Annotated in this window: 15 protein-coding genes and 3 pseudogenes; 15 read left to right on the top strand and 3 right to left on the bottom strand. The window is 69.9% G+C overall.

Going from position 1 to position 20899, the window contains the following annotated elements; genetic code table 11:
* Positions 1–100 precede the first annotated feature (100 nt).
* The 7 genes and pseudogenes from ACWCSU_RS10395 to ACWCSU_RS10365 all read left to right on the top strand — a co-directional run.
* Positions 101–1081 (top strand): RNA polymerase sigma factor, encoded by a 981-nt coding sequence (locus ACWCSU_RS10395; RefSeq protein WP_449934804.1) that lies wholly within the window; start codon positions 101–103, stop codon positions 1079–1081.
* An 88-nt stretch (positions 1082–1169) separates the two neighbouring features.
* Positions 1170–2072, top strand: coding sequence for an alpha/beta fold hydrolase (locus ACWCSU_RS10390; protein WP_449934803.1), 903 nt, complete (start codon positions 1170–1172; stop codon positions 2070–2072).
* Positions 2069–4873: an ATP-binding protein gene (locus tag ACWCSU_RS10385; protein WP_449934802.1), complete on the top strand. Its 2805-nt coding sequence runs from the start codon at positions 2069–2071 to the stop codon at positions 4871–4873. Before ACWCSU_RS10390 ends, ACWCSU_RS10385 begins: the two co-directional genes overlap by 4 nt.
* 117 nt (positions 4874–4990) lie before the next feature.
* On the top strand, positions 4991–7798 hold the full coding sequence (locus ACWCSU_RS10380; protein WP_449934801.1) for an ATP-binding protein: 2808 nt from the start codon (positions 4991–4993) through the stop codon (positions 7796–7798).
* Positions 7799–7888: 90 nt separating this feature from the next.
* Positions 7889–10588 carry a helix-turn-helix transcriptional regulator gene (locus tag ACWCSU_RS10375; RefSeq protein ID WP_449934800.1) on the top strand — a complete coding sequence of 900 codons (2700 nt, stop codon included), beginning with the start codon at positions 7889–7891 and terminating at the stop codon, positions 10586–10588.
* A 66-nt stretch (positions 10589–10654) separates the two neighbouring features.
* Positions 10655–11095: pseudogene (locus ACWCSU_RS10370) on the top strand (ISAzo13 family transposase); the annotation flags it as partial.
* A 10-nt stretch (positions 11096–11105) separates the two neighbouring features.
* Positions 11106–11997, top strand: a pseudogene (locus ACWCSU_RS10365) (IS3 family transposase); the annotation flags it as partial.
* A gap of 32 nt (positions 11998–12029) precedes the next feature.
* Here ACWCSU_RS10365 and ACWCSU_RS10360 read toward each other — a convergent pair.
* On the bottom strand, positions 12030–12254 hold the full coding sequence (locus tag ACWCSU_RS10360; protein ID WP_449934799.1) for a hypothetical protein: 225 nt from the start codon (positions 12252–12254) through the stop codon (positions 12030–12032).
* 134 nt (positions 12255–12388) lie between these two features.
* On the opposite strand from ACWCSU_RS10360, the gene ACWCSU_RS10355 reads away from it, so the two are divergent.
* The 4 genes and pseudogenes from ACWCSU_RS10355 to ACWCSU_RS10340 all read left to right on the top strand — a co-directional run.
* On the top strand, positions 12389–12790 hold the full coding sequence (locus tag ACWCSU_RS10355; protein WP_449934798.1) for a DoxX family protein: 402 nt from the start codon (positions 12389–12391) through the stop codon (positions 12788–12790).
* Positions 12791–12906: 116 nt separating this feature from the next.
* A complete protein-coding gene (locus tag ACWCSU_RS10350) occupies positions 12907–13212 on the top strand; it encodes a hypothetical protein (protein WP_449934797.1) in 306 nt (101 codons plus the stop codon).
* A gap of 54 nt (positions 13213–13266) precedes the next feature.
* Positions 13267–13815, top strand: a complete 549-nt coding sequence (locus tag ACWCSU_RS10345) for an NADPH-dependent F420 reductase (protein WP_449934796.1) — start codon at positions 13267–13269, stop codon at positions 13813–13815.
* Positions 13715–14035: pseudogene (locus ACWCSU_RS10340) on the top strand (sigma factor-like helix-turn-helix DNA-binding protein); the annotation flags it as partial. The gene ACWCSU_RS10345 and the pseudogene ACWCSU_RS10340, both read left to right, overlap by 101 nt.
* Positions 14036–14182: 147 nt before the next feature.
* On the opposite strand, the gene ACWCSU_RS10335 reads toward ACWCSU_RS10340, so the two are convergent.
* Together ACWCSU_RS10335 and ACWCSU_RS10330 are read right to left on the bottom strand one after the other, a co-directional pair.
* Positions 14183–15115: a prolyl oligopeptidase family serine peptidase gene (locus ACWCSU_RS10335; RefSeq protein ID WP_449935097.1), complete on the bottom strand. Its 933-nt coding sequence runs from the start codon at positions 15113–15115 to the stop codon at positions 14183–14185.
* A gap of 5 nt (positions 15116–15120) precedes the next feature.
* Positions 15121–16320 carry a Bcr/CflA family efflux MFS transporter gene (locus tag ACWCSU_RS10330; protein ID WP_449934795.1) on the bottom strand — a complete coding sequence of 400 codons (1200 nt, stop codon included), beginning with the start codon at positions 16318–16320 and terminating at the stop codon, positions 15121–15123.
* A gap of 54 nt (positions 16321–16374) precedes the next feature.
* Between ACWCSU_RS10330 and ACWCSU_RS10325 the strand changes: the two genes are divergently transcribed.
* The 4 genes from ACWCSU_RS10325 to ACWCSU_RS10310 all read left to right on the top strand — a co-directional run bounded on the left by ACWCSU_RS10325 (position 16375) and on the right by ACWCSU_RS10310 (position 20814).
* Positions 16375–16860 (top strand): MarR family winged helix-turn-helix transcriptional regulator, encoded by a 486-nt coding sequence (locus ACWCSU_RS10325; RefSeq protein ID WP_449934794.1) that lies wholly within the window; start codon positions 16375–16377, stop codon positions 16858–16860.
* Between the two features lie 146 nt (positions 16861–17006).
* The gene (locus tag ACWCSU_RS10320; RefSeq protein ID WP_449934793.1) at positions 17007–17270 is read left to right on the top strand and encodes a hypothetical protein; all 264 of its coding nucleotides are present in this window, start codon (positions 17007–17009) and stop codon (positions 17268–17270) included.
* Between the two features lie 128 nt (positions 17271–17398).
* The gene (locus ACWCSU_RS10315; RefSeq protein ID WP_449934792.1) at positions 17399–20053 is read left to right on the top strand and encodes a BREX system ATP-binding domain-containing protein; all 2655 of its coding nucleotides are present in this window, start codon (positions 17399–17401) and stop codon (positions 20051–20053) included.
* 176 nt (positions 20054–20229) lie between these two features.
* The gene (locus ACWCSU_RS10310; protein ID WP_449934791.1) at positions 20230–20814 is read left to right on the top strand and encodes a DUF742 domain-containing protein; all 585 of its coding nucleotides are present in this window, start codon (positions 20230–20232) and stop codon (positions 20812–20814) included.
* The last annotated feature ends 85 nt before the right edge of the window (positions 20815–20899 follow it).

Here is a 20899-nt window from a genome sequence, read left to right as displayed (position 1 = left end):
GGCCGCGGGCCTCGCGCCGGAGCGGGGCCCGCCTCGTCCAGGACAGTGGACTCCGGCCGGTGTGCCTCCGGCGCGGGACAGGAACGCGAGGATGTCGAACATGACGGACCTTCGGGAGCATGACGCGCCGCTGGTACTGGCCGCCCAGGCCGGAGAAGTCGCTGCGGTAGGGCTGCTCCTGGATCGGCATCGGGCGGGCATGCGGGCGGTGGCGTTGAGTCTTCTGGGGCCAGGTCCTGACGCCGAGGACGTGGTGCAGGACGCGGCGCTCACCGCGTTGCGGCGGATCGGGGACATCCGTGACCCGGAGGCGGTGGGCCCCTGGTTGCGGATGATCGTGCGGAACCGGTGCCGCGGCCTGCTGCGCGAGGCGCGGCGGGTCGAGCCCGTGGCTGAGCCGCCGTCGGGCGGCTACGACGCCGATCCGGGCCGGGCATTGGACGACCACGCCACGCGGACCTGGGTGTGGGAGGCGATCGAGGCGCTCTCTCCCACGTTGCGGCTGCCGCTGATCCTGCGTCACTTCAGCGAGGGCGTGACCGGCTATGAGGCCATCGCCCAGGTGTGCGGCGTGCCGGTGGGCACGGTACGCAGCCGGCTGAGCCAAGCCCGCGCCAAGCTCCTCGACGCTCTCGCCGGCACGGCGCAGAGCGCGTACAGCGGTCTTCGATCACGGACGGAGGCGAGCTGGGCGGAGGCGCGCGACACCCTGACCGCCGCCGAGAACGGACGGTTCGGCGCGCTCCTGCGAGGTGAGTGGTCCGCCGAGGTCGCTCTGATGAGTGGAGCCGCGCGGATCGGGGGTGCTGCGCTGCTGGAACGGGCGATGGACCGCGACCTGTCCGCCGGGGTGCGGCAACGGCCGGTCAACGTGGCCGCGTGCCGGACGCTGGCGGTCTGGGAGATGGTCATCGACAATCCTGCGGACGATCCCGCGCACTGCCCGCCGTCGGTCGCCTGGATCATGCACCTGGACGGCGGCAGAGTGACTCAGCTGCGGCTGCACCACCCGCGCCCGCTCCGGCCCGCGGCCGTTCCCGCGGAGCTCCTGGGCATCTGGCCCCATGAGGAGCGAGTGTGATGTAGATCACCTCCTGCCGATCGAACTTTGAGGTCGCGCCGACATCTTGCCGGTGTCCCTGCCCCCAGATTTCGAGTCGGGAGTCCTGATGACCGCATCCACCCCAGAGCCTCTGTCCCAGGGCCTCCACTCCTTCACGGCCGAAGGCCTGACGGTCGCCTTCCACGTGCACGGCACCGGCCCGATCTGCGTGGCGCATCCGGGAGGGCCCGGCTTCACGTGGGACTACCTGCGGATGCCGGAGCTGGAGAGACACCTGACCATGGTCTACCTGGAGCCGATCGGCACCGGGCGATCGGACCGGCTGCCCGCCCACCCGCACGGCTACACCCGCGACCGCTATTCGACCGTCCTCGAACGCCTCCGCCGCCACCTCGGCCGCGGCCCGGTCCACCTGCTCGGCCACTCCCACGGCGGCTTCGTCGCCCAGTACCACGCCGTCCACCGGCCCGGCGGCCTCGCCGGGATCATCCTGTACGAGAGCGCTCCGTCAGCGGGCTCGGAGCACTTCGCCGAGGCTGACCGGAGTCTGCGCGCGCTCCTCGCCGAGCGTCCCGACGCCCGCCCGGAGATTTTGGACGTCTGGGAGTCGGTCCCCACGATCGGTGACGACGCGGCCTTCACCCATGCCGCGCGTGCGCTGTTTCCCGCCTACGTCGCCGACCACCGTGCCCGGGAGGAGGAGTACCGGCCGTTCCGGGACGCGATCACCGGCACCTACATCTCCGGGCTGGACACCGACCAGCGGCCTGAACCGTTCGACGACCGACACGACCTGAAGAGTGTCACGATCCCGGCGCTCGTCATCGTCGGAGCCCACGACTTCATCTGCGGTCCCCGCTGGGCGGCCGAGCTCCACCGGCTCCTCCCGGACTCCCGGCTCCTCACCCTCCACGGCAGTGGCCATTTCGGCCATATCGAGGAACCGGCCGCTTTCGCCGAAGGTGTCGTCTCCTTCGTGACCGGAGGCTGGACAGGTTTCAGCCGATGACGGAAGGTCGCAAGATGGACAGGTTCGGCGCGGGGCAGGATCGGGCCGCCGCAGGGCCGAGGCCGCTGGTCGGCCGAGCGGCTGAGACCCGCCGGCTGGAGGAGTTGATCGCGGGAATCGGCGATCAAGCAGGGAGCGCGCTGCTGCTGGCAGGCGATCCCGGTGTGGGAAAGACAGCGCTGCTGGATCATGCCGCCGCTCACGCGGACGAGGCCGGCGGCAGGGTGCTGCGGGCGGCCGGCTCGCAGTTCGAGGTCGAGATCTCCTACGCCGCTCTGAACCAGCTCCTGCACCCGTGTCTCGACGAGCTTGTCCGGCTGAGCCCCCTGTTCGGCGACGCCCTCAACATCGCGCTCGGACTGGCCGCCGGGCCGGCCCCGGCCCAGCTCCTCGTGGCCAACGCCGTCCTGGCTCTGCTGGACCAGGCGTCCGCGCGACGTCCGCTGTTGATCATCATCGATGATCTGCCGTGGCTGGACCGGGCGAGTGCCAGCGTGCTCGGCATGGTAGCCCGCCGTCTGGCAGGACAGCGGGTGGGCATGGTCGCGGCTCACCGTACAGGCGAAGCCCACTTCTTCGACCAGGGCGACCTCCCCATCCTCCTGGTGGAGCCGCTGTCGGACGAGGCCGCGGCGGAGCTGCTGGCCGACCGCTACCCGGTGATGACACCCCGCGTGCGGCGGCGCCTGCTGGACGCGGCCCTGGGCAACCCGCTGGCCCTGCTCGAACTCCCCGTCTCCCTCGGCGACCTCGCTCACGCCGTCGCGGGAACCCTCCCCACCGCACTCCCGCTGAGCAGGCGCCTCCAGGACGCCTTCGCCTCCCGGGTCCGGGCGCTCCCGGCACAGGCCTTCGACCTCCTCCTTCTCGCCGCACTTGACGGAACCGGCGACCTGCGACTGATCCGCGCGATCGCCGCGGCCCGACCCGAGGACGGCCTGGGCCCGGCAGAACGCGCCGGACTCGTCCACGCCGACGAACCGACCGGCCGGCTCACCTTCCGCCACCCCCTCCTCCAATCGGCGGTCGTCGACCTGTCGACCAGCGAACAGCGCCGTCTCGCCCACGCCGAACTCGCCGTCCGCCTCGCCGACCGGCCCGAACGGCACGCCTGGCACCTGTCCGAGGCCGCCCAGGAGCCCGACGAGAAGGTGGCCGCCCTCCTCAAACGGGTCGCCATCGCCAGCCTGCGGCGCGGCGATTCCGTCGGCGCCGTCACCCAGTTGCTGCGCTCCGCCGACCTCAGCCCCGTCGGCAAGGGCCGAAGCGGACGCCTGGCCGAAGCGGCCTATCTCGGCATCATCGTCACCGGCGACCTCCATGACGCCCCCCGCCTCCTCGACCAGGCCCGCCAAGCCCGGCCGGGCCCGGACGACAAGCTCTCGGTCGCGGGCGCCCGCGCCTACCAGCTCCTGCACGGAGACGGTGACGTCGACACCGCCCACCGCCTCCTCACCACCGCCATCAACGAACACCACGACCCCTGCCGAGCGGACGACATCGTCGTCATCGAGGTGCTCTACACCCTGCTCATGGTCTGCTTCTTCGGCGGCCGGGCCGAGCTGTGGCCGCCCCTCATCGACGCCGTCGACCGGCTCCGGCCGCGCCCGCCCGAACTTCTGGCGATCCTCTCCCGCACCTTCAGCGACCCCGCCCGCCTCACCTCGGACCTGCTTGACCGCGCCGACGCCGCCGTCGAGAGCCTCGACCACGAAGTCAGCCACGCCCGGATCATCCGCACCGGCACCGCCGTCGCCTACCTCGACCGGCTGTCGGCCTGCCGCGAACCGCTCCAGCGCGTCATCCAGCACGGCCGCGAGGGCGGAGCCGTCACCTCGGCCATCGAGGCGCTCTTCCTCCTCGGCCAGGACGCCCTCCACACCGGCCGTTGGGACGAGGCCCAGCAGCACATCAACGAAGGACTCAAACTCTGCGACACCCACGGTTATGACCTGCTGACCTGGCCCGGCCGACTCATCGACGCCCTCCTGGCCGCCGCCCGCGGCGACTTCCAGTACGCCGCCGACACCGCGGATCACATGGACGCCTGGGCCGGGCCCCGCCGCGCCGGAATCATCGGCGCCTACGCCTCCCACATCCGCAGCCTGACCGCCCTCGGCCAAGGCGACTTCGACACCGCCTTCCACCAAGCCGCGACCATCAGCCCGCCCGGCACCCTCAGCCCCTACAACCCGCACGCCCTCTGGGTGCTCGGCGACCTCGTCGAAGCCGCCCTCCACAGCGGACGCCCCGCCCAAGCCGCGGCGCACATCGCCGCAGCTCACGAACTCGACCTCGGCCGGCTCTCCCCACGGCTCCGCCTGGTCATCCTCGCCGGTGCGGCCGTCACCGACGCCGCCCCCGACACCGCGGCCCTCGAAACCGCCATCACCGACCCAGGGAACGATCGCTGGCCCTTCGACCTCGCCCGTGTCCAACTCGGCTACGGCACACACCTCCGCCGCGCGAGACGCACCGTCGACGCCCGCCGCCACCTCACCGCGGCCGCCCATGCCTTCCGCCGCCTCGGAGCCATTCCCTGGGCGAACCGAGCCGATCGCGAGCTCCGCGCGACCGGCGCCACCGTCCCCAAGAGTGCCGCCGGCCTGGCCGCCCTCACCCCGCAGCAGCATCAGATCGCCCTGCTCGCGGCCGCCGGCTACAGCAACAAGGAGATCGCGGCCCGCCTCTTCCTGTCCCCACGCACCGTCTCGACTCACCTCTACCAGGTCTTTCCCAAGCTCGGCATCACCTCCCGGGCCGCCCTCCGCGACGCCCTCAGCAACACGGCCGACGCATGACCCGGCGCCGCGGAGTCGTACCGTGAACGACGAGCCCCCTCGGACCACTACGGGATCACCTGGACCGCCTGATCTCACCCGTGGTACGACGGTCTTGAGGCCGGTAGCGTGCGGGCTGTGACGCTCGACGGAGGGAACGCCGGCTCGGAGCAGAGGCCGAAGGACGACCGGTCGTCGAGAGACGGCACCTTGCTGGGCCGAGAGCAGGAACTAAAGGTCGTCGAGGAGTTTGTGCGGCGAGTCGCGGCGAACGGGGACTCCCTCGTGCTTCATGGCGAGGCGGGTGTGGGCAAGACCGCACTGCTGGAAGCCGCCGAAGAGGCGGCTGTGACGCGCGGGATCCCGGTCATCCGGACCGCCGGAGTCGAAGGCGGCACGGATCTGGCCTACGCGGCCCTCCATCGCCTGCTGAAGCCGTTCCTCCCACGGCTCGACGAGTTGAGCCCTCTGCAGCGCGGCACGCTGGCCACGGCGCTCGGACTCGACGACGGGCCGCCTCCCGACCGGCTGGCCGTGTCCAACGCCATGCTGTCACTGCTCGTGCTCGCCCGAGGAGAGGGCGCGCTCCTGGTCATCGTGGACGACCTGCCGTGGCTGGACCGCATGAGCGCGGCCGTCCTGGCGTTCGTCGCACGGCGTCTCGATGGACCCCGGATCGGTTTTCTCGGAGCCTTCCGCGCAGGCGAGTCGAGCTTCTTCGACGGCGGCGGCGTCGCGGCCCTCGAATTGATGCCGATCGGCCAGGCCGCCGCGGCCGACCTGATCGACCAGCGATTCCCCGGACTGGCACCGCGCTTCCGCCAGCAAGTGCTGGAGGAAGCGGCGGGAAATCCACTGGCGCTGCTTGAGCTGCCCGTGCGCGTCGTGGATCGGCGCCATGAACGGCTGACGAGCCCGATGCCGTCGCTGAGCCAGCGGCTGGAGCACCTCTTTGCGGCCAGGGTCGATCCGCTCCCCGTCGCGACCAGGAACGCCCTGCTCCTCGCGGCACTCGACGCGAGCGGTGACCTGGGCATCCTCGTCGCAGCCTTCGGAACGGGTGCCATCGACGATCTCGCCCCCGCGGAGCGCGCTCAAGTGGTCCGGGTCAACGGCGAGCGTGGCCGCCTCACGTTCCGGCATCCGTTGATGCGATCCGCGGTGATCGCGATGTCCACTAACCAGGAGCGGCGCGGCCTGCACGCGGCGATCGCGGCCCAGATGCCGGACCAGCCCGACCGGCGTGCCTGGCATCTGGCCGAAGCGGCCGAGGCCCCGGACGAGTTGATCGCGACGCTCCTGGAACAGAGCGCCGACCGGACCCTCCGTCGAGGCGACGCCGTCGGCGCGGTCTCCGCCCTGCTCCGCGCGGCGGATCTCACTCCCTCGGGCCCGGATCGCGGTCGCAGGCTGGCCCGTGCCGCCTACATCGGGGCGGAGATGACAGGCGACATCGCCAGCGTGCCCCGGCTGCTGGCCGATGCCCAGCATGCCGACCCCGGCGGCCCCGCCACGCTGGCGGCGGCCGTAGCGACGGCCGCGTACCTGTTGAACAGCGAGGGCGACGTCGACGCCGCGCACAGAATGCTCCTGGGCGCCATCGCGATCCGCGAGGTCCTGGACGGCGATGACCACGGCCTGATCGAAGCGCTGTGGTTCTTCATCGCCATCTGTCTTTTCAGCGGCCGGGCCGAGATGTGGCAGCCGCTGGACAACCTGATGAAGCGCTTCGACCCGCCGCCGCCGCGCTACCTGATCGTCCTCGCCAAGACGTTCGGTGATCCCGCCCATCAGGCGCTGCCGGTGCTCGACGAACTCGACGACCTGATCAGCGGGTTGACTCAGGAGCCCGATCCGGCCTACGTGGCCCGGGTCGTCGACGCCGGAGCCTACGTGGACCGGCTGCGCTCCTGCCGGGGCCCCATGCGCAAGGTCATCGAACACGGCAGGGACGGCGGTGCGATTACCTCACAGCTCCAGTCCCAGGTCGTCCTGGCCAACGACGACTTCTTCGCCGGTCAATGGAGGGAGTCACTGGACCTGTGCGAGGAGGGCATGCGGCTATGTGAGCTGCACGGCTACGCACTCTTCCGATGGCTGTTCGTCCACCAGGACGCGTTGATCGCCGCCGCGCAGGGCCGTTTCGACCACGCCCGGGCCTCCGCCGAGGCGATGATCCGCTGGGCGGCGCCGCGCGGGGTCGGACTCCTGCTCGCCTACGCCCATGGCATCGACGCCCTCCGTGAGCTGGGCAGAGGGAGGTATCAACAGGCGTTCGCCCACACTTCCGCGATCAGCCCCGCCGGGACACTGCGACCCTACGTTCCCTACGCCCTGTGGACCGCTCTCGATCTGGTCGAGGCGGCGGAGCGGTCCGGCTCGCGCACCGAGGCCGCCCGGCATGTCGCCGTCCTCCAAGAACTGGACATCCCCGCGATCTCCCCAAGGCTGGCGCTCGTCACTCTGGGAGCCGCGGGCATGGCGGCGCCCGAGGACCGGTTCGCCGAACATTTCGAAGAAGCGCTCGCCGTCGCCGGAGCGGAGCAGTGGCCCTTCGAGCAGGCCCGGATCCAGCTGTCCTACGGACGACGCCTCCGCAACAGCCGCGCCACCGTGGAGGCGCGCAGGCAGCTGAGCGATGCCTTCGACGGCTTCCAACGGCTGGGTGCCGCGCCGTGGTCCGCCCTGGCGGGCAGGGAACTGCGGGCGGTCGGCGGTACGCCAGGGAGGTTCGAAGCCGGCGGTCCCGACGCGCTGACGCCGCAGCAGCGGGAGATCGCGATGCTGGCGGCAGCGGGTCTGACGAACAAGCAGATCGCCGAGCAGCTTCTCTTGTCGCCCCGGACGGTCAGCACACACCTCTACCAGATCTATCCCAAGCTCGGCGTGACGACCAGAGCCGGACTGCGGGACGCGCTGAACGGGGACGAGCCCCGGAAGGAGTGAGACACGCCCGCTGCGATCTGCGTCATTTGACGGAATCGGCTGGGCCGCCGTCGGGCCTACCCTGGCGACAGGGCGCGGGAGGAGGCGAGCGTGCTGCACGGCCGGGACCGCGATCTGGCTGCCATCGGCGGATTCGTCGAGGCCGCCGCCAACCGGCGCGGCCGATCTCTCATGATCACCGGGGAGCCGGGAGTCGGCAAGAGCGCGGTCCTGCACGCCGCGGCGACCCAGGCGGCGGACAGCGGATTCCGAGTACTCCGGGCCTCCGGAACATCCTTCGAAGGCGACCTGCCCTTTGCGGGGCTCCATCAGCTTCTCCATCCTCTGCTCGACGAACTCACCCGCCTTCCCGAGCGACATCAGGTCGCTCTCACGACCGCCCTGGGCCTGGCCTCCGGACCGGCGCCGCAGCAGCGCACCGTCGCCGACGCCACCCTGGTCATGCTCCGGCACGCCTCGCGTCCCCGGCCTCTCCTGCTGGCGATCGACGACCTTCCTTGGCTGGACTCCGGAAGCGCCCTGGTGCTGCGCTCGCTCGATCTGGCAGGCACCCGGATCGGGATGCTGGCCGTCACGAGGGACGCTCACCGAACGAGAGCCCCGCGCGTCCACGACCTCGCCCCGTTGGACGACCGGTCGGCCTCCGCGCTGCTCACGGACCGCTTCCCGGACCTCCCCTCCCCGGTGCGCCGACGCCTTCTGGCCGAGGCCCGCGGCAACCCCTTGATCCTCCGGGAACTGCCGACCACCCTCGATGCGGACCAGCTCTCCGGATCCGCACCGCTGCCTCGTTTCCTTCCACTCAGCCAGCGCCTCCAGGCGATCTTCGCTTCCAGAGTCGCCGACCTCACGCAGACCAGTCGACAAATGCTGCTGCTGGCGGTCCTGGACGGCAGCAGAGAAATCGCGGCATTTCAGTCGCTGCTCCCCGGCCGGGTAGTGGCCGAAGCCCTGCGGGAGGCGCGCGAAGCCGGACTGATCGACCTGGATCGGGCGACGATGCGCCTGACTTTCCGCCATCCACTCATCCGCTCCGCCGTCCTGGACCTGTCCACGGCCGCAGAACAACGCAAAGTCCACGAGATGCTCGCCGCGCGGCCCGACGGAGACGAGGACCGCCGCATCCTTCATCTCGCGGAAGCGGCGATCGAGCCGGACGAGCATGTCGCCTACCTGCTGGAACGGCTGGCCCACCGGACACGAGAACGCGGCGACCTCGCCGGTGCCGTTGCCGCGCTCACCCGGGCCGCGACTCTCAGCCCGGACCGCCGCGACCGCAGCCGCAGAGCGGCCGAAGCCGCCTATCTCGGCACCGACGCCACGGGAAACCTCCGCGACGCGCCCCGCCTTCTGGAACACCTACCGGCCACCGGCACCGACGCGGCCTCGTTGATGACCGCGATCGCGACGGCGCAGCACCTCTTCTTCAGCGGCACAGGTGACGTCGACGGGGCACACCGGCCGCTGGCCAAGGCCGTCGACGCCGGGCTGATCCAGCCAGAAATACCGCGCGAGATCCTTCATGAGGGCCTGTACACGCTGACATGGATCAGCGGCTTCGGCGCCCGCCCGGACCTCTGGACGCCACTCCGGCTCGCCGTCACACAGCTGGCCCCGCCAGTACCGGATTCACTGTCACTACTCATCAGCTGCTTCGCCGATCCCGCGCCTCACGACCTCAGCCGACTCGATGACGCGATCACCCGGCTTGCCGCGGCTGGCCCCGTCGAAGTGATCCGGATCGGCATGGCCGCCCAGTACGTCGGCCGACTGGAGGAATGCAGGGCGGCATTGCTGCGCCTGCTGGAGGAGCGCCATGCGGACGACCATGTCACGTTGTCCATCCACGCCATGAACCTCCTCAGCCGGCACTGTTACGAATCCGGCGCGTGGGATCAGGCCGCCCACCTCAGCGAGGACGGGTTGCGGCTCAGCCGCCGACATGGTTACCACCTTCTGGCTCAGCTGTTCCTCCACCGCCAAGGCATGCTCGCCGCCGTGCACGGTGACACCGACCAGGCAGGAGAACTCGCTGACGAGATCACCCGCTTCGCCGCGCCCCGCCGTCTCCAGCTCCTCCGCGTCCTGGCAGCCGAGGTCAGAACGCGGGCCGCTCTCGTCAGAGGCGAGTACGAAGCAGCGTTCCTGCACGCGACCTCGATCGCCCCCGCAGGCGCCCTCCCGCGTCTCCAGGGTCCCGCTCTGTGCCTGGTCCCCGACCTCGTCGAAGCCGCTGTCCGCTCCGGCCACCCCACCGAGGCAAAAGCCCATGTCGCGGCGCTGCATCAGGCACACACCGCTGAGCTCTCCCCAAGGCTGGCCCTGGTAACCCACGGTGCGACGGCCATGATCTCCGCCGACGACCATTTCGAACAGGCTCTGACCCTCCCCGAAGCCGCAGCCTGGCCGTTCGACCTGGCGCGTATCAGACTCTTCTACGGCGAGCGCCTCCGACGCGCCAAAGCCACACAATCGGCCCGTGATCACCTCACCGCCGCCCTCGCGACGTTCACCCGGCTCAACGCCGCTCCATGGGCCGAACGAGCCCGCAGCGAACTCCGGGCCACAGGATTTCCCACCGCCTCGACCGGCGACACCCGCCTCTCACCCCAGCAACACGAGATCGCCACGCTCGCCGCCGCTGGCATGACCAACAAACAGATCGCCCAGCGCCTGAACCTGTCCCCGCGCACCGTCTCCACCCACCTTTACCAGGTCTTCCCGAAGCTCGGCATCACCTCCCGCGCCTCCCTACGCGACGCTCTCCAGCACCCCGAGAATCCGCGCTAACCGGCCTCACCGGTATCTGATCGCCTGGCGTGCCGGCCGATGCAGCGGACGGATCACCTCCGCTGCCAGCCGATCCCGGCCGAGGCCACTCACCTGCTCACCCACCCCGCCCTGACCGGCATCTCCCGCGAACAATTCGACCGGCTCGTGATCGAACTCGAGCCCTGGCGCCGGGTCCTGGCCGAGGCCGAACGCGAGAAGAGAAAGGGCATCAACCGGCGCGGATACAACCCCGGCTTCGGATTCCTGGACCACCGGCACCGCGTCCTGGCCGCTCCTGAACCGCCGCAACACCGTCACGCTCACGCTGGCTGCCCAGCTGCTCGGCCGGGACCGCAACACTCTCAGCTACCACGCTCACCGCACCATGCCCCTGCTGGGCTTCGCCACCCCCGACATCACCACGGCCCTCGATCAGCTCCGCAGGACCCATCCACCCCGCACGATCGACGCCCTCCAGAACGCGATCGCCGCTACGAAACCAACATCAATCCGAGCAGTAGTTAGTTGACGCGCCCTGAACCGCTTTCAGTTCGTTGAGGATCACAAAGCGCTCTACGGCGTGAAGCGGTTGTGCCGGGTGCTGCAGGTATCGCGCTCGGGCTTCTACCGATGGTTGCAGGGTACTGCGGCGCGGCTGGCCCGCCGCCAGGCCGATGAGCAGCTGGCCGAGCGGATGCGCCGGATCCATGCCGAGCACGACGGAACCTACGGATCACCCCGGATGACGGCTGAGCTGCGCGCCGCCGGAATGAAGGTCAACCACAAGCGGGTGGAACGGGTGATGCGCGAGCACGGCATCGCCGGGCTTGCGGCTGCGCAAGAAGATCCGCGCCACCATCGGCGAGCCGGACGCGGCCCCGGTTCCGGACTTGATCCAGCGCGACTTCACCGCCGAGCAGCCGAGCACCCGCTACGTCGGCGACATCACGTATCTACCCGTCGGCGGCGGCCGTTTCCTGTACTTGGCCACGGCCGTGGATCTGTACTCGCGTCGGCTGGCAGGCTGGTCGATCGCCGACCACATGCGCACCGAGCTCGTCATCGACGCGCTACAGGCAGCCGCGCATACCCGAGGCGGCCGTCTGGACGGCACGGTGTTTCACAGCGACAACGGGGCGCAGTACTGCTCGCGGGAGTTCGCGCGGGCCTGTCGCCGGCTCGGTGTCACGCGCTCGCGCGGCGCGGTCGGCACCAGCGCCGACAACGCGCTGGCCGAGTCCTTCAATGCCACCCTCAAACGCGAGACGTTGCAGGGTGCGCGCCACTGGCCCGACGCCTGGACCGCCCGCCTGGCCGTGTTCCGGTGGATCACCAGCTACAACACGGTCCGACGGCACTCCCGCCTCGGCCAACTCAGCCCGATCGCCTACGAGATGATGGCAGATAGTCTGAGGCCTGCCGCCTGAGATCGGTGTTCGCGTTCGTGGGGGAAGCCCCTCTACCAGTTCCCCCCTCGACCGGGATGGAGATCCAGTGATGTGATGCAGGTGGTGGGATAGACGGCGTCCAGGTCGGTGGCGGCCAGGGCGGCCAGGAGGTTCGCCGGGCCGGCGCGGATGTCTCCGAGCCGGCCCGGCGCGCCAGGCTGCTCGACGCGTTCATGCCCAAGATCGAAGAACTCGTCGAGCACTCGCACGGGAAGCCCGGCGCCGACCAGATGCACAGGCGCTCGGTCGCGCTCGGGTCCACCGGCACAGATCGGACCAGCGGTGCCCGTTGCGGGCCGGGCAGGGGGAATTCGGCGAAAAAGCTTGGGCCCGCATGTCGAAAACGTGGCGGCATGCTCGACGTGTGGTCATGAAGATACTGGTGTGGATCGTCTCGGGAATGGCCGCATTCATTTTCGTGTCAACGGGGCTGCCGAAGGTGAGCGCCTCCGCGGCCGAGCTGATCGCGATGTACAAAGGCATTCCTGTGGTGCTGCTGAAGATCGCCGGAGTGGCCGAGGTCCTCGGCGGGCTGGGGCTCATCGTCCCAGCGGCGACAAGGATCCTGCCGGTCCTGACTCCGGTCGCGGCCGGTGGCCTGGTTCTGACCATGGTCGGGGCGATCATCACCAACATCGCCATCGGCGAATACACCCCGATCCTCATCTCACTGCCGTATCTGATGGCGGCGGCAGGAATTCTGTGGGCTCGCTCGACCCGGTACGCGATCGCGCCACGAAAGGAGACCGCTGTACGGCCCTCCGTCTCATAGCTACAACTTCTCCGGGCACGGGGCCGCGTTGTTCGCCTTCTTCGCCGGAATGGCCGAGTGCGAGCGGCAGTACGTGCGGGAGACGTCGCTGGCGGGTCAGGGCACTGTTCGCGAGCGTGGCCGTGCCCGACATCGCCCGCAAGCTGGTCATCCCGGCGGGTAAGAACAAGGGCCAGCACTTCTCGGTGGCCAGCGTTCACTGGGTATTCGCCGACGACGAGACCACCGCGCCCTGGGAGACGTCTGCTCTGAGCGTCACCGCAGGTCGGGGCGGAGGCATACACGGGCGATCGGCTTCGATCTGCCACAGTAAATGGGTGTATATCGATCATAATCACCGGGCCGCTGTCGTAGTCGCTACGACTATGTCGGCGGGGATGGACAAGCTGCACCCGCTGATCACGGAGCAGATCGGTGTGTAAGGATCTGAACGTCGGCCTTAGGGGTCACGGTCAGGTAGCCAGACAGGAGCGCACATGAAGGTCGTCGCGGTGGGCCGGGGGCGCATCGGTGGCGGGCTGGCCGAGATCTGGTCCAAGGCCGGGCATGAAGTCATCACGTTGGGCCGTGGCGGCGGTGACGGATCGGCTGCCGACGTGGTCCTGGTCGCCGTGCCCGGACCGGCGATCGCGGCGGCGTTGGAGAACGTGACGGGCATCGCCGGCAAGGTGACCATCGATGCGACCAATGCCCACGGAGAACGCTCCGCCCAGTTCGCGTCGCAGGCGCACGAGATCAAGTCCATCATCGGCGGGCCGACCGCCAAGAGCTTCAACACCAATTGGGCGGTGATCTACGACCAGATCGGACAGCAGCGGGTCCGCCCAAGCAATCTGTTCGCGGCCGACCCGGACGCTCGGCAGGTCACCGAGCAACTGATCGTCGACGCCGGCTTCGACCCCGTCTACGTCGGGGATTTGGAGCATGCCCGCATGCTGGAAGACCACCTTCCGCTCGTCCAAGCTGTCGCCTCCGCAGGGCTCGGCCCCTTCTTCTACCGCATGGCTGATCCCGGACAACTCTGATCGTTATCCGGTGTGTCTCCTGCACCGCAACTCCAACGACGACGGCACCCCTTTGCATCACCTCTTCTCCTGGCTCGCGATCGCCGACTTCGCCGCTCCCGCTTCACTCGCCCGACTGACCGCGCAGCAACGCGAGATCGTGATCCTCGCCGTCCGCGGGCTGACCTACGCGGAGATCGTCGACCGCCTGTTCCTGCCGCCGCGCACGGTCACCTCACATCTCCACCGCTCCTATCCGGTGATCGCGTCCCGCCAGGCCGCGACCTGCTCGTCCACGGCCTCCAGCGACGCGAGCCCGTCGAAGCGGCGGTGTAGACCGCCTCGCCGACGCCCTGAGCGCCGCCGCGATCCAGCCGGACCCGCCGTCCTAGGCACGGCCGCCCAGCCGGGAGCGGAGGAAGTCGACGATGATCGTCATGACCTGGGTGCCGGTCCAGACGTTGGCGGTCGCCGACAGCGCGCCGTGGCCGGCGCCCTCCAGCACATAGCGCGTGCTGTCCGCGCCGGCGCGGCGCAGGGCCTGGTGCAGGCGGGCGGTCTGAGCGGGCGCCACGATGCGGTCGTCGTCGCCGTGCAACAGCAGGAACGGCGGAGCCGATTCGCTGACGTGGCTGACCGGGTCGGCGGCGGCCACCTCGGCGGGCTGATTGGCGAAGTCCCCGCCCGGTCCGAGCAGGTAGGCGGGCAAGGCGGTGCCCGGCCCGGTGAAGGCCGCCACCGTGGTCGCGTCGAAGCCCTCGGCCACGGTGGCCAGGTTCGAGGCGCCGAACGCGTCGACCACCGCGCCGACCCTGGCGTCGATCACCCCGGTCATGGCGGCCAGGTAGCCACCCGCTGACTCGCCCCACACCCCGATTCGGCTTGCGTCGATCCAGTACCGGCCGGCGTGCAGGAGCAGGAAGTCAAGCGCCGCGGCGACGTCGGCCACCCCGTCGCGGTAGGTCGCCCCGTCGCGGACAGTGCGATACTCCACGGCCGCGACCACGAATCCCGCCTCCGCGACATACCGGCGCTGGCGTCCGGCCATCTGCCGCCGGGCGGTGACGAAGCCGCCGCCGGGCACGTACAGCACCAGCGGGTGCGGACCCGGTGCTCGCGGCACGAGGATGTCCATGCGCAGCGCGCGACCTGGCTCGGCGTAAACGATGCCCCGATATGCGCGGGTTGCCCGCCCCGGCCTGATCTGGCCCGCCGGGCTCGCGGCGACCCTGACGCTGGCGGGGTCGGCGTCCGGGGCGGCGATGCCGGACAGGCGGATCGGGCGGCCGCTCAGCGCGGCCAGCAGCGTGATCAGGCGCATGGTGTTCACGCGAAACTCCCTTCGGAGACCGGTCGCCACGGGCGCGCGGCCAGCAGAGCCGGTACGGCGAGCGCCAGGGCGGCCAGCATGACCGGCGCCATGGCGGGCAGGGTGGTGCCGCTCAGCGGGGCGGCGAGGGCGCCGAACAGGTAGGCGGCGGCGCCGGACAGGGCGGACGCGGCGCCGGCGCGGGCCCGGCCGATCGTCTGGGTGATGGTGGTGACCGCGGGAAAGACGCCGCCGACGCCGAACAGCACGACGGCCAGGCACGCCCAGGTGCCCGCCAGGGTGGGCGCCACGACGGTCTGGATCGCCAGCGCGAGCGCCCCGAGCGCGCTGACGGCGAGGTATCCCGACAGCAGCAAGGGCGGCGCGACTCGCCGGGCGAACATCCCGAAAGAGGCACTGGCGACGAGCATGGCGGCCGCGTTGACGGCGAACACCATCCCAAACTGAATGGCGCTCATCCCGAACTCGTCTTGGAAGACGTAACTGGACGCCCCGATGTAGACGAACATCGCCCCGGCCGCCAATCCCAGGGTCAGCGTGTATCCGATGAAGTCACGACGCCCCAGCAGTGCGCCCATCGCGGCGAAAGCCGTACGGAGCCCGCCGGGGGAGCGCCGCTCGGGAGGCAAGGACTCCGGCACGCCCAGCCAGGTCGCCACCAGCAGCGCCAGCCCGAAGGCTGCCAGCGCCCAGAAGACCGCGCGCCAGCCTGAAGTGGTCACGATCACCCCGCCCAGCTGCGGCCCGAGGATCGGGGTCACCCCGAGGATCATGGCCAGCACGGAGAAGTAGACCGGCAGCCGAGGCCCGGCGAAGCGGTCGGTCAGCACGGCGCGAGCCAGCACCAGCCCGGCGGCCCCCGCGCAGCCCTGCAGGAACCGGCTGGTGACCAGCAGCGGCGCGGTCGGCATCAGCGCGCACCCGGCCGACAGCAGGGCGAAGGCCGCGGTGCCGCTTACCAGCAACCGGCGCCGTCCCAGCCGGTCGCTGAGTGGCCCGATCACGAGCTGGCCGGTGACCAGCCCGACGAGGAAGGCGCTCATCGACAGCTGCACCGACGCCTCGCTCGCGGCCAGTTCCCGGCCGAGGCTCGGGAAGCCGGGCACGTACATGTCGATCGCCAGCGGAGCCACCGCGGTGAGCAGGCCCAGCACAGTCAGTAGCAACGGACGGCGGGACGTCGTGGTGACGGTCATAATGACAAAGGTAAACTAGTAGTCAACCAGTTAACAATTACTTCTGAGGATGGCATGAGCCGCACCACCGATCGCGTCCGTGAGTTGTGGGCCGCGGCCCGCCCCGACCTCGACACCTCGCCCATGGAGGTGATCGGCCCGCTGAAGCGGGTCATCGCGCTGCTGGGCGAGGAGCTGGATCCGCTCTACGTCGACGCCACGCTCACCAGTGCTGAGCTCGACGTGTGCCTACGGTTGCGCCACGATCCCAGCCCGACGATCGCCCGCCAGCTTGCCGACCGGATGCGGCACTCGCGCGCGGCGATCAGCAAGACGCTGACCCGGCTGGAGAACCGCGGCCTGGTCGTGCGCGAACCCAGCTCGGCCGACCGCCGTGCCGCGCTGGTCCGGCTGACGCCAGAGGGGGAGGCGGCCGTGGACGCGATCTTCCCGCAGCAACTGGCCAGGGAGGCCGAGCTGCTGGCGGGGCTGGGTGAGGATCGTGAGCGGGTGATCGAGGCGCTCAATGTGCTGGCCGATGTCTTGGGCGGCCGCAGGTGAGCACCGCCCGTGAGCCTCCGGGCGATGAGCCCGGGCAGGGGCTCGATGGCCTCGTCGCCGTCGCCTCCCGGGCTCTCCGCGAGGCGGTGGTAGGTGGCTCGGTACGCCCGGACATGGCGGCGGATGTCGTCGGTCGTGGAGATCGCGTGCTCGTGGCCCAGCTGCTCGACGGCGTGGGAGCGCAGCGCTGTCTGGACACCCTCGGCCAGGGAGGCGAGCAGGGTGTCCTTGTCCTCGAAACACCGGTAGAACGCGCCCACCGCCTTGCCCGCTTCCGCGGTGATATCGGTGATCTTGATTTCGGCGTGGCTCTCGCGCGTCGGGAGCCGTCGCGCGGCAACCTTGAGCTCGACCGCGCGGCGCCGGAACTCGGGCGGGTGAGGTGCGGGCATGAAGGACATCCTTCCTGATGATCAAGGGTGACCTCAGGCCAAGTGTCCAGAGAACTGAGGGAAGCTCAACTCCTGGCTTGTCAGGTTGTGAAGCATGCCTGCGTGCCTGACTGACGCGAGGGTAACCCTGGATCAGGAGGGTGAACATGTCTGGACGAATCACCCATGGTGTGGCCGGGTTGGTGGGCAGGACGGCCGAGATCCATGCGCTTGTGTCCGAGTTGGATGAGGCTGCTCAAGGGCAGGCGCGCATGATCCTGATCCGCGGATCTGCGGGGTCCGGCAAGACCACCATGCTGGACGTCCTCGAAGGGCGTGCCCGGGCCGCCGGAGCGGTGGTTCTCCGTGGCGCCTGCTTGGCCGCCGATGCCCGACGATCATGGCATGCGGCGGAGGGCTTGTTGGGTGGGAGCCGAGCCGAACGCCCTGCCGTTCCACGGTCGCAGCGGCTGCTCCGGCGCGTCATCGAGGCGGCTGCCCCGGGGCCGGTGGTGATCATGCTCGACGACGCGCAATGGTGTGACGACGAGTCGCTGACGTGGCTGGAATTCCTCCTGAATCGCAGGCATCGGCTGCCATTGCTGGTCGTGCTCGCGCAGCACCGCGGTGCCGGCGGGCGTGGGTGCTCGACCATCGATCTCGCGCCGTTGCGCGATGAGGCGGCTGGGGAGCTGGCCCGGCGATGGCTGGGCGTCGAGCCTGACGCGCCGTTCGCGGGGGTCTGCAATCGCGTGTGCCGTGGGAATCCGTCGCTTCTGGTGCGGCTGTTCGAGCAGTTGAGTATGGGGAGTGACCGGGGCGAGGAGAGGGTCAGAGAACTCGGTGCCGAGCTCTTCGCCAGGCGTGTCTTGGTGGTCCTCGATCGGCAGCCCGCGTACATCCGCAAGGTCGTGGAGGCCGTCGCCGTCCTTGGAGGGGCCGACGCGGAACTGGTGGGCATGCTGGGCGCGGTCCCGGAGCCGCTGGTCACCGCCGCGACCGGCATCCTGCGTGACGAGGAGGTCATCGAAGCCGGCCTGGTGGACCTGGACGACGATCAGGTCCGTTCCAGGGTGCTGAGCACGATGCCCGCAGGCGAGCTGGAGCGCTCGCGGAGGCTGGCCGCCCGGTTGCTCAACGATGCCGGCCGGCCGGTCGAGGAGATCTGCGCGCAACTGGTGCGGCTGTCCGGGCTTCCGGAACCTTGGATGCTGGACGTGCTCCGTTCGGCGGCGCACGCCGCCGAACGGGACGGGTCGGTGGCGACGGCGGTGCGACATCTGCGTCGGCTGGTCGCGGCTGATCCCGCCGGCCTTGATGTGCGGGCCGACCTGGCGCGGCTGGTCGGGCTTGACGATCCGGTGGGGGCGTACGAGATGCTCCACGCCTGGATCGAAGGGGACGATGACCAGCGGGGGAGGGCCCGGCTCGCAGTCCAGTTGGCCGGGATCGCGCCGTCCGCCGGCAAGGAGGTGGAGGCGATCTCGACCCTGGGTGGCATCCTGACGGACCTCGGTGATGACCATGAGCTTCGCACCTCGGTCCGGTCGGCGCTGTCGCTGCTCGGGGAGCGGCACCGGTCCACCAGGATGCTCTCCAAGCACGTGACGACGATGGAGCTGCCGGAGTCGCTCGCCGTACGCTCGATGGTTGCCGCATTGTCCGGAACCTCAGCGCGAGCGTGTGTGGCGCTGGCCCGTCGGGCATTGAGCGGGGCGGATGTCACCTGGGCCGCAGGTCCCGCCGCGTATGTGCTCTCGCTGGCCGACGAGGTCGGGGAAGCGGTTCAGGCAGTGGACCGGATGATCATGTACGCCACGGAGCATGGAGACGACCGGGGCAGGACGATGGCTTTATCGACGCGCTCCCTGATCCTGGGCGAGGCGGGGGACCTCGGCCAGGCTCTGACGGACGCGACCCGCGCCGTCGGGCTCGCCGATGAGCGCTCATGGCCGAGGGGCGGTATGGCGGCGCGTACGGCGCTGGTTGTCGCGCTGGCCCAACGAGGCGATATCGGGCGGGCCGATTCCAACCTGGCCGAATTGTCTGCGTTCGATATGGAGAAGTCGCTCCTCGATTACTCGCGTGTGCTGATGACGAGGTCGCAGCTGGCGGCGTGGCGAGGTGACCCAGAAGACGCGCTGGCCGCACTGACCGCCTGCGGTGCCCTGCTGGCCGAAACGGGAGCCAGGAATCCGAGATTCGTCCCCTGGTGGCTGGACGCGGCGTGCCTGCTCGCTGATCTTGATCGCAGGAACGAGGCGTCGGAGTTCGTCGAGCAGGGGGAGCAACTCGCCGCGGTCTGGGGCACGACGTCCGCGCGGGGACTCGCTCTGCTGGCGAGGGGGGCGATCACCGAAGGGAGCGCCGGAGTGGAGGTGCTCGCGGAGTCGGTGAAGACGCTGGCGGGCACCTCCGCCCGCTGGTATCTCGTCCGAGCCGAAATCCTGCTCGGCGAGGCGCTGCTGCGTGCAGACGACCGCGAAGGCGCCCGTGAGCATTTCCGCCAGGCTGTGCGTGTGTCGGTGCGGTGCGGGTTCCGCGAGCCGGCCGCGAAGGCGCGGGATCGGCTCGTCGCCGCGGGCGGCCGAATGTTCCCGAGCGCGGACCTCCTGACCGCGGCGGAGCGGCGCGTCGCGGAACTCGCGGCGTCCGGCGCCACCAATCGGGAGCTCGCCCAGGCGCTGAGCATCGCGGTGCGCACGGTGGAGATCCACCTGACCAGCATCTTCCGTAAGCTGGATGTTAGCGGGCGTGCGGATCTGGAGTGGGTGCTGGACGCGCTTCGTGAAACGGGCCCAGATCAGGCCGGGACCGGGTGACATCGCCGTTCATCGCAGAACACTGCGCAAACACCTAGGTGATGATGGGGACAATCGACGGACTTTCGTAGCGGCCACGACCGCGCGACGAAGCCGGGGGGTAGATGGAGGTGGCCAGGTCGCCCTTCCGCCGTCGCGTGAGCTCGATCTTCTGAGAGTCAGGTGAGGTTCCCGCGATGTCCGCGCACAGGAGGCAACGACAGCGATACGGTGACGGACCGCGGTTCCACCCCCTTGCCTTCGGCGGCTGGGGCGACTACAAGACCTGGGCCGAGCACCAGTTCCTGCCCAAGCCCATGGAAGACGCGCCCGCGGAGGATGGTGCCGTCGCGATCGAAGAAGCTCCGCCTGAAGACGCGCGGGAGCAGCTCGACGATGGCGATCAGCGGGACATCGGGACTTCCGCGCCGGGGTCGCTCGCCATGGAGCAGCCGGTCGGGCAGCGGCCGTACATCCTGGCCCTCGACGAGGATCCGCTACGCATCGACTCGCTGATCTCGGTGACGCCCGAGGGCATCCAGACGGTCCGGAGTCCCACCCTGTCCGATGAGTACCGGCTGGTCTTCGACATGTGCCGGCAGCCCACGCCCGTGATCGAGATCGCGGCCCGGCTCCGGATGCCGATCGGGGCGGCGCTCGCGCTCGTCAGCAAGGCCATGGGCTGGAACCTGGTCAAGGTGCTGCCACCTGCCACGGCGGAGGTGCAACCGTCGCTTGAGGTGATCATCCGTGTGCACGAGGGGCTGCGCCGGCTCGACTGACACTTCTGCGTGCTGTTCTGCATGGCCCAGTGCCCGTGGCTGGCCTTGGATCGAGGTGAGGCCAGTGTTGCGCCTGTCTGATCTT

It is taken from the genome of Nonomuraea sp. NPDC001699 (assembly GCF_053596455.1).
This window is presented reverse-complemented; position numbering and strand designations above follow the sequence as displayed.

Coding starts and splice junctions, on each gene's coding strand:
- ACWCSU_RS10330 (WP_449934795.1), bottom strand. CDS start 16,320: ATGACCGTCACCACGACGTCCCGCCGTCCGTTGCTACTGACTGTGCTG.
- ACWCSU_RS10310 (WP_449934791.1), top strand. CDS start 20,230: ATGTCCGCGCACAGGAGGCAACGACAGCGATACGGTGACGGACCGCGG.
- ACWCSU_RS10315 (WP_449934792.1), top strand. CDS start 17,399: ATGTCTGGACGAATCACCCATGGTGTGGCCGGGTTGGTGGGCAGGACG.
- ACWCSU_RS10355 (WP_449934798.1), top strand. CDS start 12,389: ATGAAGATACTGGTGTGGATCGTCTCGGGAATGGCCGCATTCATTTTC.
- ACWCSU_RS10395 (WP_449934804.1), top strand. CDS start 101: ATGACGGACCTTCGGGAGCATGACGCGCCGCTGGTACTGGCCGCCCAG.
- ACWCSU_RS10325 (WP_449934794.1), top strand. CDS start 16,375: ATGAGCCGCACCACCGATCGCGTCCGTGAGTTGTGGGCCGCGGCCCGC.
- ACWCSU_RS10390 (WP_449934803.1), top strand. CDS start 1,170: ATGACCGCATCCACCCCAGAGCCTCTGTCCCAGGGCCTCCACTCCTTC.
- ACWCSU_RS10335 (WP_449935097.1), bottom strand. CDS start 15,115: ATGCGCCTGATCACGCTGCTGGCCGCGCTGAGCGGCCGCCCGATCCGC.
- ACWCSU_RS10345 (WP_449934796.1), top strand. CDS start 13,267: ATGAAGGTCGTCGCGGTGGGCCGGGGGCGCATCGGTGGCGGGCTGGCC.
- ACWCSU_RS10385 (WP_449934802.1), top strand. CDS start 2,069: ATGACGGAAGGTCGCAAGATGGACAGGTTCGGCGCGGGGCAGGATCGG.